The following is a 25,651-nucleotide window of genomic DNA, read 5'->3' on the forward strand; positions in this document are numbered from 1 at the left end:
CGAGATGATCTCGGAGGGTCCCACCCTTGCGTCGATCAGGAGTTGCCCTCTTCGGCATCGTCGCCCGGCGACTTCGCGGTCAGGTGCGGGAAGCGGAATTCGGTGCGGCTGTGCCACGGCTCGTGGGGGCGAACCACCGTGGTGGGGTATTCGGGCCGGTTGGGGGAATCGGGCAGGTGCTGGGTCTCCAGGCACACGCCCGAGTACCGTTCGTGCCGCCGTCCCGAGGGGGCTGCGAGCGACCCGTCGAGCTGGTTGGCCGTGTACACCTGCACGCCGGGTTCCGTGGTCCACACCTCCATGACGCGCAGTCCGCCCGGCGCGCCGAGCCGGGCGGCGCGGCGCGGTTCGGCGGCCGGGCCGGCGGGGTCCAGCACCCAGCAGTGGTCGAAGCCGCCGGCGGCGCGCACCTGCTCGTCGGGCATCGCGAGCCGTTCGCCGAGGACACGCGGCTCGGTCAGATCGAAGGCCGTGCCCCGTACGTCGGCGGCCGGGCCGTAAGGGATGCCCGCTGCGTCGACGGGCAGATAGCTCTCGGCGTCGACCTGCAGCACATGCCCGCGGATGTCGCCTTCGCCGGCGAGGTCGAAGTAGGCGTGGTGGGCGAGGTTAACCACGGTGGGCCGGTCGGTGGTGGCGCTGAAGTCGACGGCGAGGGTTCCCTCGGCATCGAGGCTGTACGTCACGCTCACGTCGAGGGCGCCCGGGAAGCCCATGTCGCCGTCGGGGCTGTGCAGCGACAGCCGCACGGCCGCGGCCTCCTCTCCGGGCACCTCGCTCGCCCGCCACACCTTGGTGTCGAAGCCGCCCGGACCACCGTGCAGGGCGTGGCCCCGGTCGTTGGCCGGGATCTGGTAGCGGGTCCCGTCGAGGGTGAAGGTGCCGTTCGCGATCCGGTTGGCGAAGCGGCCGACGACGGCGCCGATATAGGCGTTCTTCTCCGCGTAGTCGCCGATCCCGGGGAGGGCGAGGACCACCGAGGCGGCTTCGCCCCGGGTGTCCGGGACGGTGAGGGAGTGGAGGACGGCGCCGTAGGTCAGGATCTCGGCCCGTACGCCGTGCCCGGAATCGAGAGCCCAGAGCTCGGTCTCCTCACCGCCGGGGAGGGCTCCGTAGGGGGTGCGGGTGACGCTGGGGCGGGGCATGGCGATCCTTCGGGCGGGCAGCGGGGCGGGCGGGAAACGAGGGTGGGCGGGTCAGCGGGAGCGTGGTGGGCGGGTCGTCGACTCCCTGATGACGAGGCGGTATCCGGGCCGCTGCCGCCGAGGCTCGGGCGCCGTGCCGCCGGCGAGGCGTTCGACGAGGCTGTCGACCGCCAGCCTGGCGATGGCCTCCTTGTCCGGGGAGATCGTGGTCAGTGTGGTGGCCCCGTACCGGCCCTCCTCGATGTCGTCGAACCCGACCACGGCGACGTCGCGGGGGACGCTCAGTCCGCGTTCGGTGAGGGTGCGCATCGCTCCGACGGCGATGAGGTCGTTGTACGCGAAGACCGCGTCGGGCCGCTCGCCGCGGTCGAGCAGGGCGGCCATGGCGCTCGCCCCGTCCTCCCGCCCGTAACCGTCGGTGACGACCACCAGGGCGTCGTCGGCCACCAGGCCCGCCGCTGCGTGCTCCTCGCGCCAGCCGCGCAGCCTCAGATGGGCGGGCTGGCGCTCGCGGCCGGTTCGGGAGCCGAGGAAGGCGATACGGCGGTGGCCGAGGTCGATGAGATGCCGGACGGCGTCCCGGGCAGCGGCGACGTTGTCGATGGCGATGTGGTCGTACGGCGCCTCGTACTCCCGCTCCCCCAGCAGCACCAGCGGGGCGCTGTCCGTACGTGCGGTGAGGTCCTCCGTCTCGAGGTGGATGGGGCTGAGGATGAGCCCGTCGATGACGTGGGCGCGGAAGCCCTGGCTGACGAGGAGTTCCTTCTCCCGCAGCCCCGCCGTGTGGTCCACCAGGACGGTGTAGTCGTGCCGGGCGGCGGCGTCGACGACCGCACCGGCCAACTCGGCGAAGTACGGGTTGCCGAACTCCGGCACGGCGAGGGCGATGATGCCCGTCCGCCCCTTGCGCAGGTGGCGGGCTGTGAGGTTCGGCCGGTAGCCGAGCTCGTCGATGGCCTGCTGCACCTTGGCCCGCATCCGGGGCGTGACGTGCGGGTAGTTGTTGACCACGTTCGAGACGGTCTTGATGGACACGCCCGCCCGACTGGCAACGTCCTTGAGGCTGACGCCCACGGCACTCCTCGGCTCTCGGTGCGGCAGTACCGCTGTGTGACGGTGTGTGGCTGGTCCTCCCGCGGCTCCACGCCGTACCGCGCCGCGCCACGACGACCACGATAAGGATGCGATGCCCCGGTCACGGAGCGGTAGGACGAATTGAGCGGGCGGATCCGCCCGGCCTCGGAGGACGTCCGGCAGGTGGGAGCGACGGGAGGACCCGGGACCGTCCGGACGCTCAGCGATCGACCACCCGTCGCGCGTCGGGGGCAAAGAGCCGTGCCTGACGATGTGCTCGACGATCGTCAGGTCGTTTCGAGCGGCACGGTGTCCTCGTCCGGACAGTCGTCGCCGCCCGTTCGGAAGTACGGGCCCTCGCACACACCGCCGGATGCGGGAGCGATGAGTTCGGGCGGCGGATCGGGTCTGCCCTGGTATGACTCGAATCATCGCTGACATCTCGGTCTCCCTCGACGGATTCGTCACCGGGCCCGACCCCGGCCCGGACACCGGTCTGGGCGCCGGCGGGGAGGCCCTGCACACCTGGGCGTTCTCCGACGACCCCGACGACCGCCGGGTACTCCGGGAGGCGACCGCCCGCTCGGGCGCCGTCGTCCTCGGCCGCCGCCTCTTCGACGTGGTCGACGGGCCGAACGGCTGGGACGACGAGACCGGCTACGGCGCGCGCGAGGTCGGCAGACCCCCGTTCGTCGTCGTGACGAGCTCGCCGCCGGGGTCGGTGCGGCTCACCGGCCTCGACTGGACGTTCGTCACCACCGGTCTGGCCGACGCCGTCACCGTCGCGCGCGAGCGCGCCGAGGCGGCGTCGTCGGACAGTGGCAAGGACCTCGACGTCGTCCTCATGGGCGGCGGCGCCACGGTCGGCTCGGCGCTCCGAGCCGGGCTGGTCGACGTGCTGACGCTGCACCTGGCGCCCGTCGTACTGGGCGCCGGGACGTCCCTGTTCACCGGCGGAGCGCCGCACACGCTGGTGCAGCGGAGCGTGACCCCGACATCGACGGCGACGCACCTGACGTACGACGTCCTGTGACCACGTCGTGGCGGAACCCCGGATCGAGCAGTCCGAGTCTGCGGCGAGCGCCTGGGGCGCTCTGCGGGCGGGGCGGGAGACATCCTTGGCGGATCGGCCCTGCCCGTCGCACCCGCGCCCCCGGGCGTGACGCGATCGAAATCTCCGGCCCGTAGGGCCCGGGACGACATAGGTTCACGGCATGGTGCATGTACTCGGCAGCAGGGTCCTGCTGCGCCCGACGGATCCGGACCGCACCCGCGCCTTCTACGGCGGAGCGCTGGGACTCGCCATCAGTCGCGAGTTCGGGACCGGGCCGGAACGCGGCACGGTCTATTTCCTGGGCGGCGGATTCCTCGAGGTCTCGGGGCGCTCCGAGAGCCCACCAGCGCCAGGCCTCCAGCTGTGGCTCCAAGTCGTAGATGTGCAGGCGGCGTTCGAGGAGTTGCAAGCAGCCGGGGTACAGGTGCTGCGCGCTCCGGTGAAGGAGCCCTGGGGGCTGATCGAGATGTGGATCGCGGACCCGGACGGGGTGCGCATCGCTGTCGTAGAGGTACCCGAGGACCATCCATTGCGCTACCGCCCCTGAAAGCCCCGTGGCCTCGGACCACGCCCGGGGCGCGATCCGCGGCCATGCACCGAGTTTCCGCCTCGGCCTGACGGGTCAGGTGGTCGTCTTCGTTCCTGTGGCGCGGCCGTTCTCGTCCCAGGTGATTTCCAGGATCCGCTCGACGGCGTCGCGCTCGACGTGACCGAACACGTGCGGGAACAGGGTGCCGTCGGGGACTCCGGGCGGCGGGGACGGAACGGCTGCCTCCCATTCCGTCCTGGCGGTGAGACGGCTCTCGTCCACAACGAGCACCAGGAGTGGTTTCGGCGCGGTGCGGTAGAAGGCGTTGACGACGGCGAGGGTGGTCGGCTCGTCAGGGGCGCAATGGACGAAGCCGTCTTCGGTGAGGGATGCGGGAGCGTAGGGCCGGTCCGGGTCGGCCGTCCAGTCGCTGTGGGGGACAACGTGGTAGATCATCTTCGGGTTGTACACCAGTAGGCGTGGAGACGTTGTCGCCCCCCCGTCGTCGGGTGATCGCCTTGCGGTACGGGGTGCGCGGTGTGCGATGGCCGGTGCGGTGGGGGCGCGTTCCACGCTACCGGGACCGGCACTTACGCCAGGGCGATGAACCGGCCCGAAGTGCCGAGGGTTATCGTCAGGGCCGTCGGACGAATGTCGTGCACTGCCGATCGAACGGAATGACGGAGCGCCGGATGACCAACGTCGCCAGTCTTCTCCTCGCCGCCGCGCTCTTCACGGTCGGCGTGCTCCACTTCCTCTGGACCGTCGGCGTCCACTGGCCGGCCACGTCCGAGAAGGACCTGGCCCGGAAGGCCATACCCGACGCGGAAGAGATACCGAGACTGCTGACCGCCCTGGTGGCGGCGTTGCTGGTCGGGGCCGCGTACGTGGCCCTGGCTGCGAACTGGGACGAACTGCGTCTCGTCCCCGACTGGCTGTACCGCACGGGCATCTGGGGCTTGGCCGCGGTCATGGTCCTGCGTGGGCTGGTCGAGCCGTTCACCGCCGGCAAGGGCAATCCTCTCTACAACCGGCTGAACCGACGGGTGTACGCACCGTTCTGCGTCGTGCTCGCACTGCTGAGCGTCGTGGTCGCGGTCGGCTGAGAGTCCCCCAACCTAGCCCTTCGACTCCGGCTTCCAGTCATGGGCCAGGAGCCCGAGCAGTACCTCGTCCAGGAATTCGCCCAGCACCCAGGCCGAGGAACGCAGCACGCCCTCGCGGACAAAGCCGTTGCGCTCGGCGGAGCGCAACATCGCGGTGTTGTCCGCCAGCGTCTCGATCTGCAGCCGCTGCAGGCCGCGCACGACGAAGCCGTAGTGGCACAGCACCGCGACCACGTCGGTGCCGTAGCCCTTGCCGCGGGCGGACGGCAGCAGGCCCAACCCGATGTGTGCGGACCGGTTGTGGGTGTCGATGCCCCACAGCGTCGCGGTGCCGACCAGCGTGCCGCCGTCCAGCTCCACCACGGAGAACTGGACGAGCCCTTGGTTCTTGTCGTCCACCACGAGTCGCGGATCCTGCGATCCGGGCGTGATCGGCCGCCACGGCCCGCTTTCGGCCCGCGCGGCGTTGACCACGTCGTCGTAGAGCTCGGCCCGCAGGACGGGGATGTCGTCCTCGTACCGGGCCCTGAGCCCGATCTTGTCACCTCTCAGCATGCAAGCTTCTTATCCGACCGGTCCGGCCGGCGGCAAACCAATAATGGAGACGCCTCAGTCGGTGCGCAGCGGCACGCCGTGCGCGACGAGTTCGGCGAGGGCCTTTCGGACGGTCGGTTCGCCCCAGCGCGTCCGGCGCCGGCCGTTCGCGTGCGGGGCCGGCGGACGACGTGGGCGGTTCACCGGCGGGCTTCGTCGCGGGCCTTGGTGGGTTCGGTCGGCGGTCTCAGGGCGGAGTAGACGCCGGCGCACGCGGCGAGCAGTATCACGCAGGCGGCGAAGACGAGCCCGGCGGTGCGCAGGTCCCACAACTGGGCAGCGGCTCCCACACCCACCACGGGCAGGGAGATGCCCGTGTAGGCGATGACGAAGAAGGCCGAGATGGTGCCGCCTCGGTGTTCGGCGGGTGCCGCTCCGCCCACCAGGGACAGGGCCGCCCGGAACGCCAGTCCCTGGCCCGCGCCTCCGCACAAGGCTCCGACAACGAGCACGGCGAGGGATTCGATGATCAATGACGAGGCGACGAGCAGGAGGCCTGCGACGAGGACGGCGCAGCCGATGGGCAGGGCGCGCCGGGTGCCGATGCGTTCGCTCAGCGACTGGCCTGCGGTGGAGGCGAGAAAGACGGAGAACACGACCGCTCCTGTGACGGCGAGGTTGTGCACGTCTAGTGTCCGGGCCACGAAGCTGGGGGCGAGGGCGGTGAACAGTCCGAGGAGGGAGAACCCGGCGAACGCCGCGACGGAGGCGGGTACGAACACTCCCTTCACCTCGTCGGGGACGGAGACTCCTTGAGGCTTCAGCGGAGGAAAGCGCTTCGGCCGCTCGACGGTCTCCGGCAGGAAGTGGATGATCACGGCGGCGACGGCGACCAGCCCGATGTGGACCCAGAAGACGAGCTCGAGCGGTCGGGCCGCGTACTGGGCGAGGATGCCGGACAACAGCGGTCCGCAGCCGAGACCGCCCATGTTCGCCGCCGTGGCCGCGAACCCGGCCCGGGCCCGCTGTCCCGGTCCGGCGAGTTCCATGACCGCGGCGGTCGCCGCACCGCTGAGCAGTCCGGCCGCGCATCCGGAGAGCAGCCGCCCCGCGAAGAGCAGTGGGAGGCCGGATTCCAGCAGAAAGCATCCGGCGCTCGCGGCGGACAGGGCCATGGCGCAGAACAGGACGGGCCGGCGCCCGACTTCGTCGGAGTAGTTCCCGGCCACGAGCAGCACCGTGATCACGGCGACGGCGTACACGGCGAAGACCACGGTCACCATCAGCTCGGAGAAGCCGATCTGTTCCTGGTAGAGCCCGTACAGCGGCGTGGGCAGGGTCGTGCCGGCCATGCCGATGGCGAACACCGACGCTGCCGCGGCGTAGCCGGGACGGCGGCCCTCACCTTTGCGGACGATCATGTGGCTCACCTTACGAGCGCCCGGGCACGGGCGGCCGGACCTTGCGGCGTCGCGGGTGCGTCGCGGGTGCGGCGTCGCGGGTGCGGACGAGAACAGGCACTTCAGGGCGCGCACGGACGACGGACACGAACGGGTGCGCCGGTGGTGTCGGCGTGGGCCGACGATCGTTAGGGGAGGGACGAGAAGGAGATATGCCCATGCCCACAGGACCGGCACAGCAACCTACGGCTGAACTCGATGCCCGCTACAGTTCCGCGCTCAATTCTCGCCCGGGTGCCGCGGGTGTCACCGCGGCCGAATGGGCGGAAGCCCTACGGCACTTGGAGGCCGCCGAGATCTTCTGGGTGTCCACGGTACGGCCCGACGGGCGGCTGCATGTCACGCCCGTGATCGCCGCGTGGCACGACGGGGCGCTGTACTTCTCCACCGGCCCGGAGGAGCAGAAGGCGAAGAACCTCACTCATGAGGCGCACTGTGCCCTGACCACCGGGAGGAATGCACTGACCGAAGGGTTCGACGTCGTCGTCGAGGGCAAGGCGGAGCGGGTGACCGATCCGGCGGTGCTGGAGGACGTGATCTCCGCGCACGAGGCGAAGTACGGGCCGCACATCACCTCGCCCGAGGGCACGTTCCATGGCATCGGGGACACGTTCCGGACGGGGGGCGCGGTGGTGTTCGCGGTGGCGCCGACCACGGCGTACGGCTTCGGTCGGGACAACGGGGTCTACACCCATACTCGGTGGGTGTTCTGAGCGGCGGAGCTCCCCGGGGGCCGGCGTAGCTGCCGGCCCCGATCGATGGCGTCCGCCTCGGCGCGGCTCCTCGCGGCGCGGTTCTGTCCGGGTGCGGTCCCGGATCCGCCGGGCAGGCCCCGGCCGGATCCGCCGGGCAGGAGCCGGAGTTGCCGGTGACCTCACCGGTGCGCGGCGGCGCCCGTCGTCACTGACCCACTCTTCCGTCGACGCACTCCCGCAGCAGGTCGGCGTGTCCGCAGTGACGGGCGTACTCCTCGATCCTGTGCACCATCAGCTCCCGGACCGCGGTGTTGTCCCTGCCCACCCGCTCCCCCAGGTCGGGGTGTTCGGCCAGCGCGGCGTCGGTCGCCGCCTGCTCCCGCTCCAGATCGGCGTACGCGGCGTCGACCATGGCCTGCTCGGCGACAGCTTCGTCGAAGTCCGCGTCACGCCGGCCGTACAGCTTCGGCAGGGGGTCGCCGTCGGTGATCCAGTTGCGCCAGTCCCGTTCCACCTCGGCGAGGTGTCGTATCAGGCCGAGCAGCGACATCGTCGACGGTGGAACGGACCGACGGGCCAGCTGCTCCGCATCCAGCCCCTCGCACTTCATCCGCAGGGTCATGCGGTAACCCGTCAGAAAGTCGAGCAGCGTGGCAAGCTCCCCGTCCGGACCGGGCGTTTCCTTGTTGCGGGGGTCGTCGTCCGGGTCGGCCCACATGTCGGGGTGGACGGTTGCCTCGGTCCATCGTGCGGGTTGATCACTCATACGGTGCATGGTGATCTACGACGGCCCCCGTCCGCCACGCAATTCCTCGACGGATCGCCCCTGTGCGGACGACCGGTGAACACGTGCCGTCTTGAAGCGTCGCGGGGGTTCGGCGGACGGTCACAGCCAGGCGTCGCGCTGCTGTTGCAGTCCGTCGAGGATCAGGTCGAGTCCGATCTCGAACTCGGCGGCGTACGCGTAGCCGGGTTTCAGGGCGTGGTGGGTGATCATCTCGGTGAGGTGAGGGAACTCGTCGCCGGGCATCTGCCGCAGGATCGAGTCGGCCAGATCCTCGATGCCGGCGGACGGTTCGAACGGGAGGCTCAGCTCCTGCAGGGTGAATCCGTAGATGTAGCTGTCGAGTACGGAGAACGCGTGCGCGGCGCCGGCGATGGTGAAGCCGCCCGCTCGTAGGCAGCCGATGACCGCGTCGTGGTGTCGCAGTGTTCCGGGTCCGGGGTTGCTGCGGGAGTCCATGAGGCCGGTCACCCACGGGTGGCGGATCAGCGCGTCGCGTGTCGATACGGCGCGTCGTCGTATCGCCGCCCGCCAGGGGAGGTCCGTGGGCGGGAGTTCGATCTCGCTGAAGAGGAGGTCGACCATGCCGTCGAGGATCGCTTCCTTGTTGCGGACGTGGTGGTAGAGCGACATGGCCTCGACGCCGAGCCGGTCGGCGAGTTTGCGCATCGTGAGCGCGCCCGTGCCGGCCTCGTCCGCGAGCGCGAGCGCCGTACGCAGGACCGTTTCCTTGCTGAGGGGTCGGCGGCGGGATGCCGGCGTGCGGGCGGGCTCGGTGGCCACGGATTCCTCCTTGAACGGGCGTCGCAGGTTGACAACCTTACTGCGTAAGGCACACCCTTACAGCGTAAGGACGAGGCGGGGACAGGGGGGCGAAGGTCATGGAACCGATCAGCTCGGAGGAGTCCCGAAGAACGGGCCCGCGCAAGAAGATGTGCGTCGTGGGCGCGTCCGGGAAGCTCGGACGGTACATGGTGCGGCACGCGCTGGACCGGGGCTACGACGTGGTGGGCGTGTGCCGGGAGCAGAGCGTCGGCAAGCTCGCCGAGTTCGAGGGGCGGATCACGGTGGTCCCCGGGGCGACCGACGACCGTGCGGCCGTAGCACGGGCGGTGGACGGGTGCCAGGCCGTACTCACGGTGCTGGCCCCGTGGGGCATGAAGCACTACTCCTCGGGCACGGCCCGGGCCGTGCTCGATGCGGCGCCTGCCGGGGCGCGACTGGTGTTCTCCTGCGGCTGGCACATCACCCGTGACGGAAAGGACGTCTATACGCGCAAGCTCAGGGCGTTCGTGGCCGTTTTCGGGCGATTGGCCAGACTGGCCCGTGTGGCGGACCTGGACGACCAGGTGGAGGCGTGCCGGACGATCTTCGACAGTGACACCGACTGGACGGTCGTCCGCGGCAGCGACCTGGAGGAGGGCGAGAGCCAGGGCCTGCCCGTATGGAGCCGGCATGTCGGTGACCCCGTCCTCGCGAGCAACGTGACCCGCCGCGTGGACTTCGCCCTCTTCATGGTCGCCGCGGTGGAGGACGACGCCCTCGTCCGGGAGGCCCCGGCCATCGTCGGCCGGCTGACCCCGTCGGCCCTCGCCCACGCCCGTACGCAGGGCGCGGCGTGATCCGCAGCCGCTGAGCCTGCGGGCGCGGTGCCGATCGCGCAACGGGCGGCTGTTGCGGCACCGCCGGATCCAAGGCCGTGCGACGCCGGTGGGCGGCAGGTCGGCGAAGCCCACCGGAAGGTCATGGGGTGGCGTTGCCGCCACGGCCGAGACCGTTGAGGAACTGCCGTTGGCCGTCCAGGAATCCGTCCGCGAAGAGCGAGCGGGGGGCGAAGAGCGCGGTGAGCGTGAGCGTGAGATCCGACTGTTCGACGGACCGCTTGAGCAGCGAATGGGTCGCGTCCGGGTGATGGGTGACCCTCAACGCACCGCCCGCGCCCAGCACTTTGCGGTAGACACGTTCCGTGTCGGCGGTGTCCACGTTGACGTCATGGCCCGCGAGGGTCAGCAGCACCGGTACGCGACGCAGAGCGCGGAGGTCCCGCGTCGCGTCCGCTGTGTGGTTCTTGGAGATGAAGCCCCACCGACCGGCGGTCATGCCGTCCGCGTCACCGCCCCTCGCCCTGACGTACTCCTCGAAGGTGGCGCGGCGTTCCAGCAGCCGGCGGGTGGTGTCGCTCCTGGCGATCTCGGCGCGGGTGCGGGCGGCCGACGCGCCGTCGGCACGCAGCTCGGCGAGGAGGTTGTAGCGGCCTTGCCGGAGCCAGTTGATCGCGGGCGAGACGGCGATGACGAAGCTGGTCCGCGTCCTGGCGGCGACCTTCGGCAGGACCCAGCCCGCCTGGCTGGCGCCCCAGAGCCCGATCCGGTCGCCGTCGATGTCCGGGCGGGCGCGTGCCCAGGCGATGGCGGCGGCTGCCTCGTCGGCCCGGTCGTCCATGGACTGCTCGAGCCAGTCGCCGGGTGCGCCCGCGACGCCGGGCTTGTCCCAGGACAGGGAGGCGTATCCGGCCTTGGCGTTCGCTTCCCACATGGGCTTGTAACCGTCGTCGTGGGTGGCGCCGATGGGGCCGTCGCCGTGGATGTACACGACCAGGCCGTGGCGTTCGCGACCGTCCCGGGGAGTGGCCAGTACGCCGTTGAGTACGTGGCCGCCGTGGCGGATCGAGACCCGCTGCTCGTCCATCTCGTAGGAGTTCTGCCACAGGACCACACCGATGAGACCTGCGGCCACGACCAGGACCGTGACGAGTGACCACACGGCGATGCGGAGTCGGCGCCGTCGGGGAAGGATCTTCGGACTCATCAGAGCTGACCGCCTCTGCTCGGAGGCCCTGAAACTATCACTCCAAGCACGATCGTTGCACGGATGATAGTTTTGATCCGAGACCACAGCACGAGGGGGGCACACGATGGGACTGGACGAGACAGGCGCCACCACGGGGCCGGTGACGGTCCGGCGGGGTGTTCCGGCCGGAGCCGAGCGGCGGGCGGCCGAGCTGTACTGGGACGCTTTCGGTCGCAAACTCGGCCCCGCCCTGAACCCGCCCGACAAGGCGGTGTGCTTCATCGCCGCCCACCTGAACGCCGATCGGGCGGTGTGCGCGCTCCTCGACGGGCAGCTCGTCGGCCTCGCCGGCTACCAGCTCGGCGGCCGGGCCCTCACCGGCGGCTCTGCCTCCGCCGTGCTGCGTGCGTACGGACGCGTGCGAGGACTGCACCGGCTCCTGCTGCTCGCCCTGTTCGAACGCCGGCCGGCCGCAGGGCAGCTCGTCATGGACGGCATCGCCGTGGACCCGGGCATGCGCGGCCGCGGCGTCGGAAGCCTGCTCCTCGAGGAAGTGGCCGCCGTCGCGACGGAGCACGACTGCCAGGAGATCAGACTGGACGTGATCGACACCAACCCGCGCGCCAGGGCCTTGTACGAACGGCGCGGCTTCACCGCCGTACGGACCGAGCACACCCCCTACCTGCGCGGGCTGCTGGGTTTCGGCGCGGTGACCAGCATGCGCCGCCCTGTCGAGGGGAACGGACCGAAAGGGTCGAACGGGCCGAGAGGACTGCGCACACCATGACCGACCGCATCGAGATCCCCACCCGCATGCTCGTCCACGCGCTGATCCGCGAGGACGGCACCGTCGACACGGCCGAGCTGTACACCGTCGCCGACATCCTGGGCATGAGCGACCAGCAGGTGCGGCTGTGCATCAAACGCCTCGTGGCCGAAGGCCGGTTCACCCACGAGGGCCGGGGGCGCAAGGCGCAGCTGCACGCGACCCCGGACACCGTGCGGGCCCTCACACCCAACGTGGACTTCCTCAGGCACGCGTTCGACCAGGACGCCGGGCTCGCGCCCTGGGACGGTGTCTGGCACCTGGCCGCCTTCGCGGTGCCCGAATCGGAGCGCACGTCCCGCGACCTGCTGCGCGAGACGCTCGTCCACCTCGGCGGTGCCCCGCTCCAAGGCGGGCTGTACGTGAGCGCCAACGCCTGGGAACCGTATGTCGAGGAAGCGGCGCACCGCCTCGGCTCCCATGGCGGGCTCACCCTCCTCACGTCGACGGACCTGCGCAGAGGGAACACCGGGGAGCCCGCCGAACTCGCCCGCCTGCTGTGGCCGTTGCCAGAGATCGCCGACCGCTACCACCGCCTCGGCCGCTCTGCCCGGCCCCGCCTCGACCGGCTCACCGGCACTGCCGCACTCTCCCCGGCCGAACTCCTCACCATCGCCGTGGAGCTGGCCGCCGAACTCACCCGCGCCATGGAGCCCGACCCGCTGCTGCCGCCCGAGCTCCTCCCCCGGCCCTGGCCCGGCGCCGAGGCCCGGGAGATCGTCGCCCGATGCTGGGCGGCCCTGCACGAACGAGAAGACGGCGAAGCCCGCCCTGCTCTCTTCCGCCTCTACGCCGACATCACCCGGGGAGCGGCGGACCGGTCCGCGCGCTGACGACGGCGGCACAGGCGACCGGACCCGCATGGTGAGCCGCACCGTCAGCGCAGTACGGCGTACACGATGAGGTTGTCCACCGGGTGGCCCTCGCTGTCGAACCGTCCCGAGCAGGTGATCAGGCGCAGGGCGCGGTCGTCGGTCGCGCCGTAGACCTTGTCGGTGGGGAAGGCGTTCTTGCGGACGGTTTCCTTGGCGGTGACGGTGAAGTGGGCGGTTTCGCCGGCGGCGTCGCGTACGGCGATGTCCGCACCCTTGGTGACCTTGGCAAGGTCGTGGAAGACGGCCTTGCCGTAGCGGGTGTCGTTGTGGCCGATGATCACGGCGGGTCCGGGCTCGCCGGGGACGGCCGCTCCGGTGTACCAGCCCGCGGTCATGCCCTTTTCGGCGGGCGGGACCTGGACGGTGCCGTCCTCGTTGAGGCCGAGTCGCATCAGGGCGCTGTCCACGCCGACCGAGGCGATGGTCACGCGCGCGGGTTCGACGGGAATCGCCGACGCGGGCGAGGGTGTCGAGCCGGTCGGTCGTGGGGTGGCGCGGGGGTCCGGGGCGGTCGCCGTCGTGCCGGCGGAGTCGACAGGATCTGCGGGGGCGGCCGAGCAGCCGGCCAGGCCGAGGCAGCCGATGGCGGCGGCCGAGGCCAAGGGCCGGGCCCACCGCGTCCGTCGGTGCGTGTGCGACATGAACTCTCCAGGTCTCCAAGCGTGTTCGGCACGGGGCGGCGCCGCCCGAAGGCGGCGCCGCTGTGTTCGGACGGGGGTGTCAGCCGTTGTTGCGTCGGCGGACCGCGAAGGTGACGGTGCCCGCGACCAGGGCGAGACCGGCGGCCGTTCCGGCCAGGGTCACGGCGTTGCTGCCGCCGGTGGCGGTTCCGGCCGGCTGCTCACCGGCGTCGACGCCGCCGCGCGGTGTCTCCCTTGCCTCCCTGTCCTTCGCCACGGTCGGCTCGGAGGGTGCGGGGGTCTTCTGAGCGGCCTCGCGGGGCGCGACCGTCGGGCCGGGGCCGGGGCTGGTGTCGGCGAAGGCGGCGGTCGACGGCAGGGCCAGCGCGCCGGCCGCGACGGTGGCGAGAGCGAGAGCTCGCAGGGACAGACGGTGGGACATGTGGGGTTGCTCCGTTCCAGCTGATTAGGCCCTGAGGCCTTGATGGCACCGGCCATGCTGGCGTGGAGTTGTGAGGAACCTGTCAGAACGCTGTCGTCATCGCATCAGGCTTCACGGCTGCTGTCCGCCGGCCCGCCGTCCGGGATCCGCAGTGTGAAGACGGAACCCTTCCCCTCGGTACTCACCGCGTGCACCATGCCGCCGTGCGCCTCGGTGAGTTTCCGTACGATCGCGAGCCCGAGTCCGCTGCCGCCGGTCCGCCGGCTGCGTGACTTCTCCGCCCGCCAAAAGCGGTCGAAGACGTGCGGAAGGTCCTCGGGCGACAGTCCTTCGCCCGTGTCGCTGACATCGATCACCACCGTCCCCGCGTCCCTGTGGGCGCGCAAGGTGACGCTGCCGCCGGGCGGCGTGTGGCGTACGGCGTTGGAGAGGAGATTGCCGACCGCCTGGCGCAGCTTGACCGGGTCCGCGGTCGACTCCCCCGGCAGGTCCGCCGGAGTCGACACCACCGTCAGCGTGACGCCCGCGGTCCCGGCCATGCCTTGGTGTGCTGCCGCGACCTGGCCGAGGAGGTCGTGTATCCGGACCGGTTCGGGGTGCAGGCGCAGCGCGCCGGCGTCCGCTTCCGCCAGGTCCTGGAGGTCGTCGATGATGTGCTGCAACTGGACGGCCTCTTCCAGCAGTGACGAGACGAAGGCGCCGTCGGCGTCGGCGACGCCGTCCTGTGCTCCCTCCAGCCAGCCGCGGATGTTGCTCAGCGGGGTGCGCAGCTCGTGGGCGACATCGCTGACCAGCGCCTTGCGTTGGCCTTCCATGCGCGCGCGGTGGGCCGACATGTCGTTGAAGGCGGCGGCCAGCCGCCCGACCTCGTTGACGGCGCCGGCCGGGACCGGGACCGGGACGGCGTCGGAGTATCCCCCGTCCTTCATGCGCTGTGCCGCGCCGGTGAGCGCGAGCAGCGGGCGTACGACCCGGGCGGCGGCCAGCACGGACGCCCCGACGGTGAGGGCCAGGACGAGCGCCGCGGCGCCGGCGATCCGGGCGGTGTTCGCGGGTGACAGGTCGAAGCCGGGGACGGTGGTGGACTCGGGGTCGCCGATGAACAGCAGGGCGGGTGAGGCGACGTACGCGCTGAGCTGCTCACTGCGTGCGGTGGTGACGCAGGACGCCACGGCACGGTCGTCGGCGTCGTTGCCGGGCCCTGCGGGCACCGGGGTCTCGGCCGGGCCGGGGGCCACGGTCGGGGCGGGCGCCGGCACGGCGTCCTCGCCGGTCCGGGCGAACCGGTCCTGGCCCGGTGGCGCCGCCGCCCTGGGGCTGCGCCAGGAGAGGCCCAGAGTCAGCTTCACGGGTTCCCGGCCCTGTCGGTCCAGGCACGCGTCGGTGAGCTTGTTGAGCGCGGCCAGTGCCTTGGCCTCCGTCGCGGTGGGTTCGTCCAGTTCCCGGGCGACGCACGCGGTGGTGGACTGGACGCGTTCGAAGTCGTCGCCCAGGACCTCGATGCGCGGTCGCCCGCCGGGGCCGGCGACGATGTCCGATCCGATGCCGTACCCGCGCAGGCAGTCGGCCGTCCGTTCCGCGATCTTCCGCAGGCCGGCGCGTTCGGGTTCCGGCAGCCGGAAGGGGCCGACGGCGCGCGGGTCGATACGGTCCGCGCCGGCCTCGGAACTGTCGCCGGACACGGGAGCCAGGGCGGTGTCCGAGGAGAGCGGGTCCACGATCGCGGACGCCCGGGGAGGCAGTCGCGGCGGCGAAGCCCCGGTCGCGGAGTCGGTGATCGGCTCCCGTGCCTCGGTGGTCAGGGCGACGCGCCTGCCGGTCCGGTGCGCCAGGTCGCGTACGGTCGCCTCGACTCCGTCCCACCGGGGGTGGGTCGCCGCGTAGCCGAGGAGCGTGTGGTATATCCGGGCGTCGTCGGCGAGGTTCCGCCCCTGTTCCTGCTTGATGGCGCCGGAGGTGGTCTGTACGGCGAGCCACGCGGTCGCGCCGACCGAGCAGACGGCGACGAGCGCGGAGACGGCGAGCAGCCTGCCGAGGAGGCTCTTGCGGAGCGGCAGCCGCTCGTCCCGCCCGGGGCGGGACACGACAGGGCCGCGGCGGGACACGCGCGGCCTAGTACGGGACACGGGAGGCGCTCGGGTCGGTCAGCTTGTAGCCGACGCCGAAGACCGTCAGCAGCCGGGCGGGCCGGTGGGGCGCGGCCTCGATCTTCTTGCGCAGGTTCATGATGTGCATGTCGACGGTGCGGAGGCTGATGTAGCGGTCGAAGCCGTGCAGTTGCGCCAGCAGCCGCTGGCGGGTGAACACCCGGTCGGGTTCGGTCGCCATCGCCAGGAGGATGCGGAACTCGCCGGGCGTGCAGTCGACCGCGGTGCCGTCGACGCTCACCTCGTGCCGGTCCGGGTCCACGACGAGGGTGCCCACCGACAGGGCGGCAGGTGCTGCCGCATCGCCCACGGCGGCGAGCCGCGGACGGCGCAGGAGGGTGCGGACCCTGGCCATCAGCTCACGCGGGCTGTACGGCTTGGTCATGTAGTCGTCGGCGCCCAGGTCCAGGCCGAGCAGGAGGTCGTCCTCGGTGGAGCGGGCCGTCAGCATGAGCACCGGCAACTCGCGGGCCTCGGCGCGCAGTACCCGCAGGACGTCCAGTCCGTCGGCCCGCGGCATCATCACGTCCAGGACGAGCAGGTCGGGCGCGCGGTGGCGGACCGATTCGATGGCTGCGCGGCCGTCACGTACGACCGTGACCGTGTGGCCCTCCCGTTCCAGGTAACGGCGGACCAACTCGGCCTGCTTCTCGTCGTCTTCCGCGACCATGACGTGTGCGCACACACGCTCGATCCTATGCGGGTGCGCAGCCTGCCCGGCCAGGGGCCGCCCTGCCGTTTGCCACGCCGCACTTGCAGGGCGCCCTTCCGGAGCCGCGCCGCACTTCCGGGCCGGCTCGTTCAGGCGTCCGGCGCGGCCGGCGTCTCCAGCGTCTGCTTGATCACGCGGCTCCCTGGTCGACCATCTCGGTGACGGCGCCGCGAGGTCGTCCGGCGTCACATCGGTGATCCGGACGGACCGACTGCGTTCCCTGCCGTCCCCATCGGACAGCTTGACGATCGGCGCGGGCCTACCGGGCAGAGCCGGAGAAACGTCCGGTCCTGGGGGCTCAGGGCGTGTCCTCTTCCCAGTCGAAGAGCCTGGGAGTGCCGTTCCTCGGTCCGTACAGTGAGCGGCCGCCGGCTCCGTAACGGCCGAGCTCGGTTGCCAGCACGGCTCCTTCGTGCAGTTGCCGGGGCGTCCACCCGGTGACGTCCAGCAGCAGCCCGTCGAGCGGTCCGCCTACCAGCTCGACGTAATCGTGTCCTGGCTGCGGGCCGGGATCAGGATCGTCGTGATCGACTCCGTAGACGCGTCCGCGCATGATCTGCTCGTCCATGCTGCCCAGCGTCGCAGCCACCACTGACAATGCGGTGGTCCGGCGGGCGGGCCTCCGCCCGCAGCCGCCCCGGCACGGCAGCCCGCGGGCCTCGACACGCGACACGCGGCACGTGCACCTTCGCTGAGGGCCACGCCGTGCGATGCCGCGGGCCACGACGTCCGAGTCGACGCAGTCGCATTCGCGGGGCGACCATGGGAGACGGGGGCCGATCTCCCCGCGCGCCGGGGCTCCCGACAGGAGATGCCGGATGGACCGTACCGATGTGCTGGTGGTGGGCGCGGGCCCCGTCGGGCTCACGGCGGCGGCCGAACTGCGCGGACGCGGTGTCACCTGCCGTCTCATCGACCGGCTTCCGGCCCGGCTGCCCTACGCGAAGGCCGTCGGCATCCAGCCCAGGACGCTGGAGATCTGGGACCGGATGGGCATCGCGCGCGACGCCCTGGCCGCCGCCGCGCCCATGCGTGGACAGCTGATGTACGTGAACGGCGTGGAGCGCATGCGGCTCGAGCTCGAACTGCCACCGGATGTCCCCTACGGCTTCGCCGCCCTGCCGCAGTACGAGACGGAGCGGATCATCGAGGAGCACCTCGCGCGCCGGGGCACCCGGATCGAACGGGAGACGGAGCTGGTCTCGTTCACCCAGGACGAGGACGGCGTGTGGAGCACGGTCACCACGCCGTCCGGACGCACGGAGGAGATCAGGTCCCGCTACCTCGTGGGCTGCGACGGCGCACACAGCATCGTCCGCAAGTCGCTCGGCCTCACCTTCGAAGGAGGCGCCTTCCCGGAGGAGTACATGCTCGCGGACGTCGAGGTGGACTGGGGTCTGCCGCCCGGCTACACGGTGCGGGCCACGCATGTCGGCGACGGTGCCACGGACGACCTGCTGGTGTGCATCCCGCTGCCCGGACACCGCCGTTACCGGATGTCGATGCTGGTGCCGCCGGAGTTGTCCGTCCGGCAGCAACCGGAGGCCGACAGCGTGGCGCACGGCCTGGAAGGCGGCCGCACGCCGCGGCTGGAGCATGTGCAGGCCGTCCTGGACCGGCTGGCTCCGGAGCCCACCACGGCGTCGGCGCTGCGCTGGTCGTCGGTGTTCCGCATCAGCCACCGGCTGGTGGACCGCTACTCGCACGGCAGGGTCTTCGTCGCGGGCGATGCCGCGCACATCCATCCGCCGACCGGCGCCCAGGGCATGAACACGGGCGTCCAGGACGCGTACAACCTGGCGTGGAAGCTCGCGCTCGCCGTTGCCGGGACCGCCCACCCGCACCTGCTCGACAGCTACGACGCCGAGCGGCGCCCGGTGGGCGAGGAGGTGGTGGGACGCACCGTGCGGCATGCGACCGCGGGCGGCGTCCAGGCGGACCCGGAGGAACCGCAGATGCTCATGCTGCGCGAGGCGCAACTGCTCGTCGGTTACCCGGACAGCCCGATCGTCGCCTCCCGCGGCAGCGGCCACACCGGTCCCGACGCGGGCGACCGCGCGCCCGACTGCGGCGGTCTCGTGGGGGCGATCGCCACGTTCCCGGTGCGGCTGTTCGATGTGCTTCGCGGCCGCGACGCGCACACGCTGCTGCTGTACGCGGACGACGAGAGTGATGGGGAGTCGTGTGTGGGACTGGCGGACGAGATCACCCGCCTGACGCACGGACAGGTCGGATCCGCGCTCGTCCTCCACCCGGACGTCGCGACCCCCGTCCGCGCGGACGGCTCCTTTCCCCAGAGGTGGCGGGACGGGCGCGGCGAGTTCGGGCGCGTCTACGACGTGCGGGGCCCGACTGCTCTGCTGCTCCGCCCGGACGGCTACGTGTCGCTGCGGCGGACGCCGCCGTCCGCGTCCGAGCTGTCGGCGCACCTCGCCACGGTCCTGCGGATCTGACCGGGCGGCGGCCGGAGGCTGATGGGAGTACCACCGGACGGGTCACGGCCGGGCACGTGTGCACGTGCCCGGCCTTGGTACCGGGTGACGGGACGGGCGCGGACCACCGCCGTGCGGCCCGCGCCTCCCGGGCGTGTGCGAGCTGCGCCGCGTCAGGCGGTGTGCAGGCGCAGCCCGTACCGGCCGAGGATCTCGTTGACCGGCTGGTGCCAGGTCTGGCCGCCGCCGGAGCAGTTGCCCCAGCCGCCGGAGGTGACGCCCTGCGCCTGGTCGCCGCTGATGAACGAGCCGCCGGAGTCGCCCGGTTCCGCGCAGACGCTGGTCTTGGTCATCTGATGGACCGCGCCCTGGCTGTAGTTGACGGTCTCGTTCTTGGCGAGGACGTTGCCGCAGTGCCAGCGCGTCGTGGAGCCGGAGCGGCATACGGAAGCGCCGATCGGGGCCTCCGCCGAGCCCCGGACCAACTGGTCGGGGACGGTTCCCCAGCCGAGGACCACGGGGACGGTCCACCAGCCGCTGCCGACACTGACCCAGGCGTGGTCGTCACCGGGGAACGAGGAGCCCTGGAAGGTGCCGATGTGCGTGCCGTCCCAGCCGCGTACGGCCGCGCCGGCCCGTCCGCAGTGGCCCGCCGTGACGAAGCCGCCGTGCACGGAGAAGCCGACGGAACAGCGGACGTTGCCCGTGTAGTACGGGTCGCCTCCGACGGTCCCGGCGGCGAACGGTGTCGGGGCCTGCGCGGTCTCCCGGACCGTGATCGGGCCGGCGTCCTTCGCGCGGTCCAGGAAGGCCCGGACATCGTTGTCACCCCGCTCGGAGGAGACGACGTTCACCACCACCCGGTTGGCTTCCGGGTCGACGTGCCAACTGGCCACGCCCGCGGGCGCCTTCAGGGCGTCGATCTCACGCTTGGCCGAGTCGAGCTGCCGGGCGCTGTGGCGGACGAGTGCCGTGTGGGCGCCGGTCGCCCGTACGGCGCGGGCCTTGCCCGCGCCGGTGAGGGCCACCGTGAGTCTGCCGGTGTCCGCGTCGAACCAGGAGCCGCCGAAGGCCGCTCCGGCGGCGCGGCGGGCCTTTCCTTCGACGGCGGTGGCGGTCTTCTCCGCGGCGAGGCGTGCTGTCGCCTCCTCCGCGTCGAGTCCCAGGTCGCGCTGCATGGCCGCGAGCAGGCCGGTGGAGAGCTCGGGCTCTGCGGCCGGGACGGAGGCGGCCGCGGGGCCGGCGCCGACCGCGGCCCATGAGCCGAGGAGGAGAAGTGCGGACAGGCCCGTACGTATGGCTGTCATGCGTCTCAAGGCGTTGACCTTTCGTTGTTCCAGCATCGTGGGGGATGGAACAGGCCGTACTGGAGCGCGTGTCGAGAGGCGATTGAGAGCGCTCTCACCGCGCTCGGCCGGAGCGTAGCCGAACTGCAGGGGCAGGTCCATGCCAAGTGCACACCGGAGCGCTCCGAGGCGCCGCACGCCGGGGCCTTCCGGCGGGAACCGGACGTGAAAGAAATGTGTCTGTGGTGGGGACAGCGCGTGGCAGGGGGAACGTGATGAACACCTGGTCGGTGCCCGGGTACACCGAGTCCCGGGAGCTCGGTGCGGGCGGCTGCGGGCGTGTCGTACTCGCCGTCCATGACGCCACCGGCGTGCCGGTGGCGGTGAAGTACCTCAGCGAGAGGCTGCGCGCGGACTCCGGCTTCGTCCGCGAGTTCCGCGCGGAGGCACAGCTGCTCGGCGGCCTCGACACCCCGTACGTGGTGCGGCTCTACGAATACGTCGAAGCGCCGCAGGGCGCCGCCATCGTGATGGAGCTGGTCGACGGCATCGCGCTGCGTACCTTGCTGCTCCGGGAGGGCGCGACAGGCCCTGAGGCTGCGCTGGCGGTCCTGAAAGGTTCGCTGCTGGGCCTCGCCGCAGCGCACGGCACGGGTGTGGTGCACCGCGACTACAAACCGGAGAACGTGCTCGTCGCGGCGGACGGATCCTCCAAGCTCGTCGACTTCGGCATCGCCGCGCGCCGAGGGAGCACACCGGGGGTCGCGGGCACCCCGGCGTACATGGCGCCGGAGCAGTGGAACGGCGAACCGGCCTCCCCCGCCGCCGACGTGTACGCCGCGACCGCGACGTTCTACGAATGCCTGACGGGTCACAAGCCCTTCCGCGGTGAGAACTTCGCCGAGCTGGCGCTCCAGCACATCGGCGCGCCGGTCCCCGAGCAGGACACGCCCGAGCCGGTGCGCCCCCTCATCCGGCGGGGTCTCGCCAAGTCGCCGGCGGAACGGCCTGCGAACGCGGCGGCGTTCGTGGCCGAGCTCGAGGCGATCGCCCGGGCGGCGTACGGACCCGACTGGGAGGAGCGGGGCCAGCGCAAGCTGGCGGCGCTCGCCGCGCTGCTGCCTCTGCTGTTCCCGTCGGCCGGCGGACCCGTGGGGACCACCGACCACGCCACCACGTCGATCGGCGCCGGCCCTGGTACGGGCGCGGGCATCGGTTCGGGCGTCGGTGCCGGCGGGTATGTGCCGCCGGCGCTGCGCAAGGCGCTCGCCGGCGTCGCCGCGCTGGCCGTGGTCGCGGTGGTGGCCGTCGCGGCACGGGCCGGCGAGGACGCCGCTCCGGGGACGACCGCGCAGGCCGTCGCGACGACCAGCGCGATGCCGGGCGGATCGGCCTCGCCGGTGGCGGACGGGGACGGCGACATCGGGCCGTCACCCTCGGACGGCGGCTCTCTCTCCCCTTCGGCGAGCACGACCACCGGGCCCGCCGACGTGTCGCCCGCGGCGTCGTCCACGCCGCCTGCCCCGCCCACGACGTCCGCGCCGACCACGTCACCCACCACGACCGCCTCCACCGAGCCGTCCACAGAGCCGACGACCAGCGCCCCGCCGACCGTCGCGCCGGTGCAGGTCAAGTCGGTCTCCGTGACGGGCTTCCGGCAGACCGGCACATCGACGGCCGCCGCGACGGTCGACGTCGTCACCTCCGGCACCGGACCCGTGAAAGTCGTCGTCTCGTGGTTCACGAGCAACGAGAAGGGGGTCCTCGGCGCCGTCGAGAGCACGCAGTCCTTCGAGCGGAACGGCGCGACGCGATACACCCTCGCTCTGGACCACACGTTCCAGGGCACGGGCTGCTACTGGGCCGTGCAGGCCGGCACCGATCCGGCGGCGGCGAGCGGCAGTTCCACCCAGCAGTTGCTGACCAGAAGGGGGTGCCCGGTCCTGTGAACGACCCACGCACGCCCGCGGGCGACGCCGACGAGTACAGCGCGACCGCGCTGGGCAGCCACTGGTTCGAAGGCCCCGGCCCGGGGCCGGTCCCCGACCGCGTCGAGGGCGACGTCCTGCGCTTCGGCCCGGGGGTGACCGCGTTCGTGCGGCAGCACGGAAGCGGAGCCACAGCTGCCGGGGTGTGGCACGGCACGCTCGCCGGGCAACCCGCCGACGACCGCAGGCCGCCCGGACGCCGGCGCGGCCTGCGCCGGTACGCCCTGGCCGCCACCGTGCTCCTGGCCGTGCTCGGGTTCCTCGCCTGGCAGCGGTACGGACCGGGCGTCGCCGTGCGGGACGTGGTGGTCCGGACCTCGCCGGACGGGCCCGGCTGCGGCGGGACCGCCGATGTGGTCGGCGTGGTACGGACCGACGGCCGGCCCGGCACGCTCACCTACCGCTGGGTGCGCAGCGACGGCACCGACTCGGGGCTGCTGCGCGAGCGGGTGGTACGCGGCCAGAAGCAGGCCCGCCTGCACCTGCTGTGGACGTTCGAGGGGCGGGGCGAGTACCGCGCGCGTGCGGAACTGCGGATCGTCTCGCCGTCCCGGCACTCCGCGGAGGCACGGTTCACCTACCTCTGCCCGTAGGGCGTTCGCCCGCAGCCGGTTGAGGGGCGTACCCGCCGGACGGACACGTTCGTGCCCCGACCGGTGGATACGCCCCTCGCTCCCGTGCGGCCGCGGGCCGTCGGCGCCGGCCCGCCTACCGCCTCGTCAGGGGAAGTTGACGACGGTCGAAGGCACCGTCGAGGTCCCTGACGTGGGAGAGCCCGTGTCATTGATGACATGCTCGTAGTGGCCGTGGCCGCTGAGCGAGACGACCAGCAGGCTGTGGAACTTCACCCCAGGTTTGACCGGGGCCTTGAAGCCGTGGTCCTGCCGGATCGTCGGGTCCACGTTGTAGTAGCAGTAGCTGCCCATCCCCCATCCTTCGTGGGTGTTCACCGAGTCGTCGACGCGGTAGGCGGCATAGCCCTTGGTGGCGCCGTTCTGGATGGCGGCCTGGTCGGGCGCGTCGTAGGCCTTCTCGTTCTGGAAGAAGATGGTCCGGCCGCGTTCGCCGTACCACTCGACGTCGTACTTGTTGAAGTGCTCGACGAACAGGCCGGTGGCCAGCACGTCGTCGCCGTGGACGCGGACGCCGTAGTCGGCCCGGTTGGTCTCCCAGCCGACGCCGTCGCCGTGGTCGGCGCGCCAGACCCAGGTGTGGTCGATGATCGTGTCGTCGCTGTTGACGACCATGCTGGTGGTGGCCTTGCCGGGGCCGGCTCCGCCGATGCGGATGAAGACGTCCTGCACGGTGGTGGGGTTGGCCGCGTGGTCGGCGGACGCCCCCTGGGGTCCGACTTCGAGCAGGGTGGGCGAGTTGACGGGTCCCGCGTCGATGAGGAAGCCCGCGAGCCGCACGCCGTCCACGTCGGCGACCTTCATGGCCGTGACGCCGTTGTCGGGGATGATCGTCGCGAGGCCGAGGCCGAGCACGATGGTGTTCGCGCGGTTGACGTCGATCGTCTGGTCGACGTGGTAGACGCCGGGCGTGAACAGCAGGTGGAGGCCTTGGTCGAGCGCGGCGTTGATGGTCGCGGCGGTCGCGCCGGGCTTGACGACGTAGAACCGGTCGAGCGGGATCGACTCGCCCTGCGGTGCGCCGTTGCCCCATGAAGTGCCGCGCGCGTTCACCCGCTTGGCCGGGGCGAACACCTTGTACTGGCCGCCGTCCATGTAGAGGAAGGGCTTCTCGCGGGAGACGGGTGTGGTGTCCAGCGTGGTGTACGGCGGGTTGGGGAAGCCGGTGGCGGGTGCACCCTGGACGCCGGAGAAGGTCATGTTCCACACGCCGTTGGTCCAGCCGCCGACGGAGCTGTCGCGGGTGTACCACTGCTGCTGGGAGTACGGTCCCACCGTGCCGTCGATCTTGCTGTCGGCGATGTAGCCGCCGCTGGCCCATCCGTATCCGCTGGGGGCCAGGTTGAGGCCGCCCTTGACGTGCATCCGACGGAAGGGGGCCGCCTGGGAGACGGCCCAGCGGTTGGTGCCGTTGACCGGGTTGAGGGCGAGGTTCTCCGCGGAGCGCCAGAAGTTCTGGGTCGCGTTGCCGTCGAACCAGCCGGCGTCGACCGTCACATCACCGTTGAACGTGGTGTCGTCCGGGTCGAGCCCGAGACCGGAGATGGATGTGTAGAAGCCGATCTGCGCGTTGATGTTGTTGTACGTGCCCGGCTTGAAGAGCAGCTGGTAGCGGTCGGTGCCGAACTGCGCCGACTCCTGGCGGCGGAAGATCTCGTCGAGCTTGCCCTGGATGTCGGGCGTGGAGGGGTCGAAGACGAGGACGTTGGGACCGAGGTCACCGCCGCCCGGGATCTCGGGACCGCCTCCGCCGTTCATGGTGCCGTAGATCTTGAACTCCCAGAGCGAGTAGCCGTACTGGGTGGCCCGGGCCGTCCCGTACATGCGCACGTAGCGAGCGGTGCCCGAGACGTTCAGGGTCTCCGTGCCGCCGGGGCCGGTGGTGGTGGAGTGGGCGGTGGTCCAGTCGGTGCCGTTGCCGGACAGCTCGATGCGGTAGCCCTTGGCGTAGGCCGCCTCCCAAGCCAGCACGACCTGGGTGACGGTGGCACTGGCGCCCAGGTCGATCTGGATCCACTGCGGGTCCGAGAAGGCGCTGGACCAGCGGGTGCCGGCGTTGCCGTCGACGGCGCCGGCAGCGGAGGTGCCGCCGTTCTCCTGGCTCGATGCGGTCGCCGTCCTGCCCTGGGACAGCAGGACGGGCGCGGCCTGCGCCGGAGCCGCGGGCAGCAGACCGAGCAGGGCGGCGACCATGGCGGTGACGATGAGCGCGACCGTGCCGCGCCTCCGGTGGTGCGCGAGGGTCGGAGGTGGTCCGAGCTGTCTTGTGGGGGCAGCGGGCATGGCTGTCTCTCCTGAGGGGGGCAGGGGCGGGTTGCTGACGCTGGTGCTGTGTACGGCGGGGCTGGGTACGGCGGTGCTGTGCACGGAAGGCAGGCTCAACCTGTCGAGAGAGCGCTCTCTCGGGTACACGGATGATTCTCCGGGTGTGACGCCGCAGTCAAGACGTGTGCAACAACTCACCGAAGCGGAGGACATTTTGAGGCGCCAAGCTTCAAGTCCCGAACGCTGCAAGCGCTT

26 protein-coding genes are annotated in these 25,651 nt (G+C 71.6%); 10 read left to right on the forward strand and 16 right to left on the reverse strand.

The window, feature by feature from the left end:
- Nucleotides 1–35 precede the first annotated feature (35 nt).
- A complete protein-coding gene (locus GLX30_RS01465) occupies nucleotides 36–1,145 on the reverse strand; it encodes an aldose epimerase family protein (protein ID WP_159682566.1) in 1,110 nt (369 codons plus the stop codon).
- A gap of 51 nt (nucleotides 1,146–1,196) precedes the next feature.
- The gene (locus GLX30_RS01470) at nucleotides 1,197–2,219 is read right to left on the reverse strand and encodes a LacI family DNA-binding transcriptional regulator (RefSeq protein WP_159682568.1); all 1,023 of its coding nucleotides are present in this window, start codon (nucleotides 2,217–2,219) and stop codon (nucleotides 1,197–1,199) included.
- A 418-nt stretch (nucleotides 2,220–2,637) separates the two neighbouring features.
- On the opposite strand from GLX30_RS01470, the gene GLX30_RS01475 reads away from it, so the two are divergent.
- Nucleotides 2,638–3,252 (forward strand): dihydrofolate reductase family protein, encoded by a 615-nt coding sequence (locus tag GLX30_RS01475; RefSeq protein ID WP_159682570.1) that lies wholly within the window; start codon nucleotides 2,638–2,640, stop codon nucleotides 3,250–3,252.
- Nucleotides 3,253–3,433: 181 nt separating this feature from the next.
- Entirely contained in the window at nucleotides 3,434–3,820 is a 387-nt protein-coding gene (locus GLX30_RS01480; protein ID WP_159682571.1) for a VOC family protein, read from the forward strand.
- Between the two features lie 75 nt (nucleotides 3,821–3,895).
- Here GLX30_RS01480 and GLX30_RS01485 read toward each other — a convergent pair whose 3' ends face one another.
- Nucleotides 3,896–4,258 (reverse strand): DUF952 domain-containing protein, encoded by a 363-nt coding sequence (locus GLX30_RS01485; protein ID WP_159682574.1) that lies wholly within the window; start codon nucleotides 4,256–4,258, stop codon nucleotides 3,896–3,898.
- Nucleotides 4,259–4,494: 236 nt separating this feature from the next.
- Between GLX30_RS01485 and GLX30_RS01490 the strand changes: the two genes are divergently transcribed.
- Nucleotides 4,495–4,908: a DUF3995 domain-containing protein gene (locus tag GLX30_RS01490; RefSeq protein WP_159682577.1), complete on the forward strand. Its 414-nt coding sequence runs from the start codon at nucleotides 4,495–4,497 to the stop codon at nucleotides 4,906–4,908.
- 12 nt (nucleotides 4,909–4,920) lie between these two features.
- Here GLX30_RS01490 and GLX30_RS01495 read toward each other — a convergent pair whose 3' ends face one another.
- The 3 genes from GLX30_RS01495 to GLX30_RS01500 are packed head-to-tail and all read right to left on the reverse strand — an operon-like array spanning nucleotide 4,921 to nucleotide 6,863.
- Nucleotides 4,921–5,463, reverse strand: a complete 543-nt coding sequence (locus GLX30_RS01495; RefSeq protein WP_159682582.1) for a GNAT family protein — start codon at nucleotides 5,461–5,463, stop codon at nucleotides 4,921–4,923.
- A 54-nt stretch (nucleotides 5,464–5,517) separates the two neighbouring features.
- A complete protein-coding gene (locus tag GLX30_RS35785) occupies nucleotides 5,518–5,646 on the reverse strand; it encodes a hypothetical protein (RefSeq protein ID WP_279632537.1) in 129 nt (42 codons plus the stop codon).
- Nucleotides 5,643–6,863: an MFS transporter gene (locus GLX30_RS01500; RefSeq protein ID WP_159682585.1), complete on the reverse strand. Its 1,221-nt coding sequence runs from the start codon at nucleotides 6,861–6,863 to the stop codon at nucleotides 5,643–5,645. The genes GLX30_RS35785 and GLX30_RS01500 overlap by 4 nt, the downstream gene beginning before the upstream one ends.
- Nucleotides 6,864–7,054: 191 nt before the next feature.
- Between GLX30_RS01500 and GLX30_RS01505 the strand changes: the two genes are divergently transcribed.
- Nucleotides 7,055–7,615 (forward strand): pyridoxamine 5'-phosphate oxidase family protein, encoded by a 561-nt coding sequence (locus tag GLX30_RS01505; RefSeq protein WP_159682588.1) that lies wholly within the window; start codon nucleotides 7,055–7,057, stop codon nucleotides 7,613–7,615.
- Nucleotides 7,616–7,802: 187 nt separating this feature from the next.
- Here the strand turns inward: GLX30_RS01505 and GLX30_RS01510 are convergent, their stop codons facing one another.
- Together GLX30_RS01510 and GLX30_RS01515 are read right to left on the reverse strand one after the other, a co-directional pair.
- Nucleotides 7,803–8,372, reverse strand: a complete 570-nt coding sequence (locus tag GLX30_RS01510; protein WP_159682591.1) for a DinB family protein — start codon at nucleotides 8,370–8,372, stop codon at nucleotides 7,803–7,805.
- A gap of 111 nt (nucleotides 8,373–8,483) precedes the next feature.
- Nucleotides 8,484–9,164, reverse strand: a complete 681-nt coding sequence (locus GLX30_RS01515) for a TetR/AcrR family transcriptional regulator (protein WP_159682594.1) — start codon at nucleotides 9,162–9,164, stop codon at nucleotides 8,484–8,486.
- A gap of 98 nt (nucleotides 9,165–9,262) precedes the next feature.
- Here GLX30_RS01515 and GLX30_RS01520 point away from each other — a divergent pair, with 98 nt between their 5' ends.
- Complete coding sequence (locus tag GLX30_RS01520; protein WP_159682596.1) at nucleotides 9,263–10,003, forward strand: NAD(P)H-binding protein; 741 nt, start codon at nucleotides 9,263–9,265, stop codon at nucleotides 10,001–10,003.
- Nucleotides 10,004–10,124: 121 nt separating this feature from the next.
- Here GLX30_RS01520 and GLX30_RS01525 read toward each other — a convergent pair whose 3' ends face one another.
- A complete protein-coding gene (locus GLX30_RS01525; protein WP_159682599.1) occupies nucleotides 10,125–11,189 on the reverse strand; it encodes an alpha/beta hydrolase in 1,065 nt (354 codons plus the stop codon).
- A gap of 106 nt (nucleotides 11,190–11,295) precedes the next feature.
- Here GLX30_RS01525 and GLX30_RS01530 point away from each other — a divergent pair, with 106 nt between their 5' ends.
- Nucleotides 11,296–11,958, forward strand: coding sequence for a GNAT family N-acetyltransferase (locus GLX30_RS01530; RefSeq protein WP_159682601.1), 663 nt, complete (start codon nucleotides 11,296–11,298; stop codon nucleotides 11,956–11,958).
- The gene (locus tag GLX30_RS01535; RefSeq protein ID WP_159682603.1) at nucleotides 11,955–12,830 is read left to right on the forward strand and encodes a PaaX family transcriptional regulator C-terminal domain-containing protein; all 876 of its coding nucleotides are present in this window, start codon (nucleotides 11,955–11,957) and stop codon (nucleotides 12,828–12,830) included. The genes GLX30_RS01530 and GLX30_RS01535 overlap by 4 nt, the downstream gene beginning before the upstream one ends.
- Nucleotides 12,831–12,874: 44 nt before the next feature.
- Here GLX30_RS01535 and GLX30_RS01540 read toward each other — a convergent pair whose 3' ends face one another.
- The 5 genes from GLX30_RS01540 to GLX30_RS01560 form a co-directional block, all read right to left on the reverse strand.
- On the reverse strand, nucleotides 12,875–13,513 hold the full coding sequence (locus tag GLX30_RS01540) for a class F sortase (RefSeq protein WP_159682605.1): 639 nt from the start codon (nucleotides 13,511–13,513) through the stop codon (nucleotides 12,875–12,877).
- Nucleotides 13,514–13,592: 79 nt separating this feature from the next.
- Nucleotides 13,593–13,934: a hypothetical protein gene (locus tag GLX30_RS01545; RefSeq protein ID WP_159682607.1), complete on the reverse strand. Its 342-nt coding sequence runs from the start codon at nucleotides 13,932–13,934 to the stop codon at nucleotides 13,593–13,595.
- Nucleotides 13,935–14,038: 104 nt separating this feature from the next.
- A complete protein-coding gene (locus tag GLX30_RS01550) occupies nucleotides 14,039–16,039 on the reverse strand; it encodes a HAMP domain-containing sensor histidine kinase (RefSeq protein WP_208545338.1) in 2,001 nt (666 codons plus the stop codon).
- 7 nt (nucleotides 16,040–16,046) lie between these two features.
- Entirely contained in the window at nucleotides 16,047–16,751 is a 705-nt protein-coding gene (locus GLX30_RS01555) for a response regulator transcription factor (protein WP_159694790.1), read from the reverse strand.
- Between the two features lie 340 nt (nucleotides 16,752–17,091).
- Nucleotides 17,092–17,361 (reverse strand): hypothetical protein, encoded by a 270-nt coding sequence (locus tag GLX30_RS01560; protein ID WP_159682609.1) that lies wholly within the window; start codon nucleotides 17,359–17,361, stop codon nucleotides 17,092–17,094.
- Between the two features lie 250 nt (nucleotides 17,362–17,611).
- Here GLX30_RS01560 and GLX30_RS01565 point away from each other — a divergent pair, with 250 nt between their 5' ends.
- Nucleotides 17,612–19,246 carry an FAD-dependent monooxygenase gene (locus GLX30_RS01565; RefSeq protein WP_159682611.1) on the forward strand — a complete coding sequence of 545 codons (1,635 nt, stop codon included), beginning with the start codon at nucleotides 17,612–17,614 and terminating at the stop codon, nucleotides 19,244–19,246.
- A 152-nt stretch (nucleotides 19,247–19,398) separates the two neighbouring features.
- Here the strand turns inward: GLX30_RS01565 and GLX30_RS01570 are convergent, their stop codons facing one another.
- Nucleotides 19,399–20,541 (reverse strand): S1 family peptidase, encoded by a 1,143-nt coding sequence (locus GLX30_RS01570; RefSeq protein ID WP_208545339.1) that lies wholly within the window; start codon nucleotides 20,539–20,541, stop codon nucleotides 19,399–19,401.
- A gap of 245 nt (nucleotides 20,542–20,786) precedes the next feature.
- Here GLX30_RS01570 and GLX30_RS01575 point away from each other — a divergent pair, with 245 nt between their 5' ends.
- Together GLX30_RS01575 and GLX30_RS01580 are read left to right on the forward strand one after the other, a co-directional pair.
- A complete protein-coding gene (locus tag GLX30_RS01575) occupies nucleotides 20,787–22,460 on the forward strand; it encodes a serine/threonine-protein kinase (protein ID WP_159682617.1) in 1,674 nt (557 codons plus the stop codon).
- On the forward strand, nucleotides 22,457–23,092 hold the full coding sequence (locus GLX30_RS01580; RefSeq protein WP_244257951.1) for a hypothetical protein: 636 nt from the start codon (nucleotides 22,457–22,459) through the stop codon (nucleotides 23,090–23,092). Before GLX30_RS01575 ends, GLX30_RS01580 begins: the two co-directional genes overlap by 4 nt.
- Before the next feature lie 126 nt (nucleotides 23,093–23,218).
- On the opposite strand, the gene GLX30_RS01585 is transcribed toward GLX30_RS01580, so the two are convergent.
- On the reverse strand, nucleotides 23,219–25,414 hold the full coding sequence (locus tag GLX30_RS01585) for a discoidin domain-containing protein (RefSeq protein ID WP_159682621.1): 2,196 nt from the start codon (nucleotides 25,412–25,414) through the stop codon (nucleotides 23,219–23,221).
- Nucleotides 25,415–25,651: the final 237 nt, after the last annotated feature.

It is taken from the genome of Streptomyces sp. Tu 2975 (assembly GCF_009832925.1).
Lineage (GTDB): Bacteria > Actinomycetota > Actinomycetes > Streptomycetales > Streptomycetaceae > Streptomyces.

Bases quoted from the DNA above. Each gene is read 5' to 3' on its own strand.
- GLX30_RS01490 (WP_159682577.1), top strand. From the start codon at position 4,495: ATGACCAACGTCGCCAGTCTTCTCCTCGCCGCCGCGCTCTTCACGGTC.
- GLX30_RS01465 (WP_159682566.1), bottom strand. From the start codon at position 1,145: ATGCCCCGCCCCAGCGTCACCCGCACCCCCTACGGAGCCCTCCCCGGC.
- GLX30_RS01585 (WP_159682621.1), bottom strand. From the start codon at position 25,414: ATGCCCGCTGCCCCCACAAGACAGCTCGGACCACCTCCGACCCTCGCG.
- GLX30_RS01505 (WP_159682588.1), top strand. From the start codon at position 7,055: ATGCCCATGCCCACAGGACCGGCACAGCAACCTACGGCTGAACTCGAT.
- GLX30_RS01540 (WP_159682605.1), bottom strand. From the start codon at position 13,513: ATGTCGCACACGCACCGACGGACGCGGTGGGCCCGGCCCTTGGCCTCG.
- GLX30_RS01555 (WP_159694790.1), bottom strand. From the start codon at position 16,751: ATGGTCGCGGAAGACGACGAGAAGCAGGCCGAGTTGGTCCGCCGTTAC.
- GLX30_RS01485 (WP_159682574.1), bottom strand. From the start codon at position 4,258: ATGATCTACCACGTTGTCCCCCACAGCGACTGGACGGCCGACCCGGAC.
- GLX30_RS01530 (WP_159682601.1), top strand. From the start codon at position 11,296: ATGGGACTGGACGAGACAGGCGCCACCACGGGGCCGGTGACGGTCCGG.
- GLX30_RS01565 (WP_159682611.1), top strand. From the start codon at position 17,612: ATGGACCGTACCGATGTGCTGGTGGTGGGCGCGGGCCCCGTCGGGCTC.
- GLX30_RS01575 (WP_159682617.1), top strand. From the start codon at position 20,787: ATGAACACCTGGTCGGTGCCCGGGTACACCGAGTCCCGGGAGCTCGGT.
- GLX30_RS01535 (WP_159682603.1), top strand. From the start codon at position 11,955: ATGACCGACCGCATCGAGATCCCCACCCGCATGCTCGTCCACGCGCTG.
- GLX30_RS01475 (WP_159682570.1), top strand. From the start codon at position 2,638: ATGACTCGAATCATCGCTGACATCTCGGTCTCCCTCGACGGATTCGTC.
- GLX30_RS01495 (WP_159682582.1), bottom strand. From the start codon at position 5,463: ATGCTGAGAGGTGACAAGATCGGGCTCAGGGCCCGGTACGAGGACGAC.
- GLX30_RS01525 (WP_159682599.1), bottom strand. From the start codon at position 11,189: ATGAGTCCGAAGATCCTTCCCCGACGGCGCCGACTCCGCATCGCCGTG.
- GLX30_RS01500 (WP_159682585.1), bottom strand. From the start codon at position 6,863: ATGATCGTCCGCAAAGGTGAGGGCCGCCGTCCCGGCTACGCCGCGGCA.
- GLX30_RS01480 (WP_159682571.1), top strand. From the start codon at position 3,434: ATGGTGCATGTACTCGGCAGCAGGGTCCTGCTGCGCCCGACGGATCCG.
- GLX30_RS01560 (WP_159682609.1), bottom strand. From the start codon at position 17,361: ATGGACGAGCAGATCATGCGCGGACGCGTCTACGGAGTCGATCACGAC.
- GLX30_RS01545 (WP_159682607.1), bottom strand. From the start codon at position 13,934: ATGTCCCACCGTCTGTCCCTGCGAGCTCTCGCTCTCGCCACCGTCGCG.
- GLX30_RS01510 (WP_159682591.1), bottom strand. From the start codon at position 8,372: ATGCACCGTATGAGTGATCAACCCGCACGATGGACCGAGGCAACCGTC.
- GLX30_RS01520 (WP_159682596.1), top strand. From the start codon at position 9,263: ATGGAACCGATCAGCTCGGAGGAGTCCCGAAGAACGGGCCCGCGCAAG.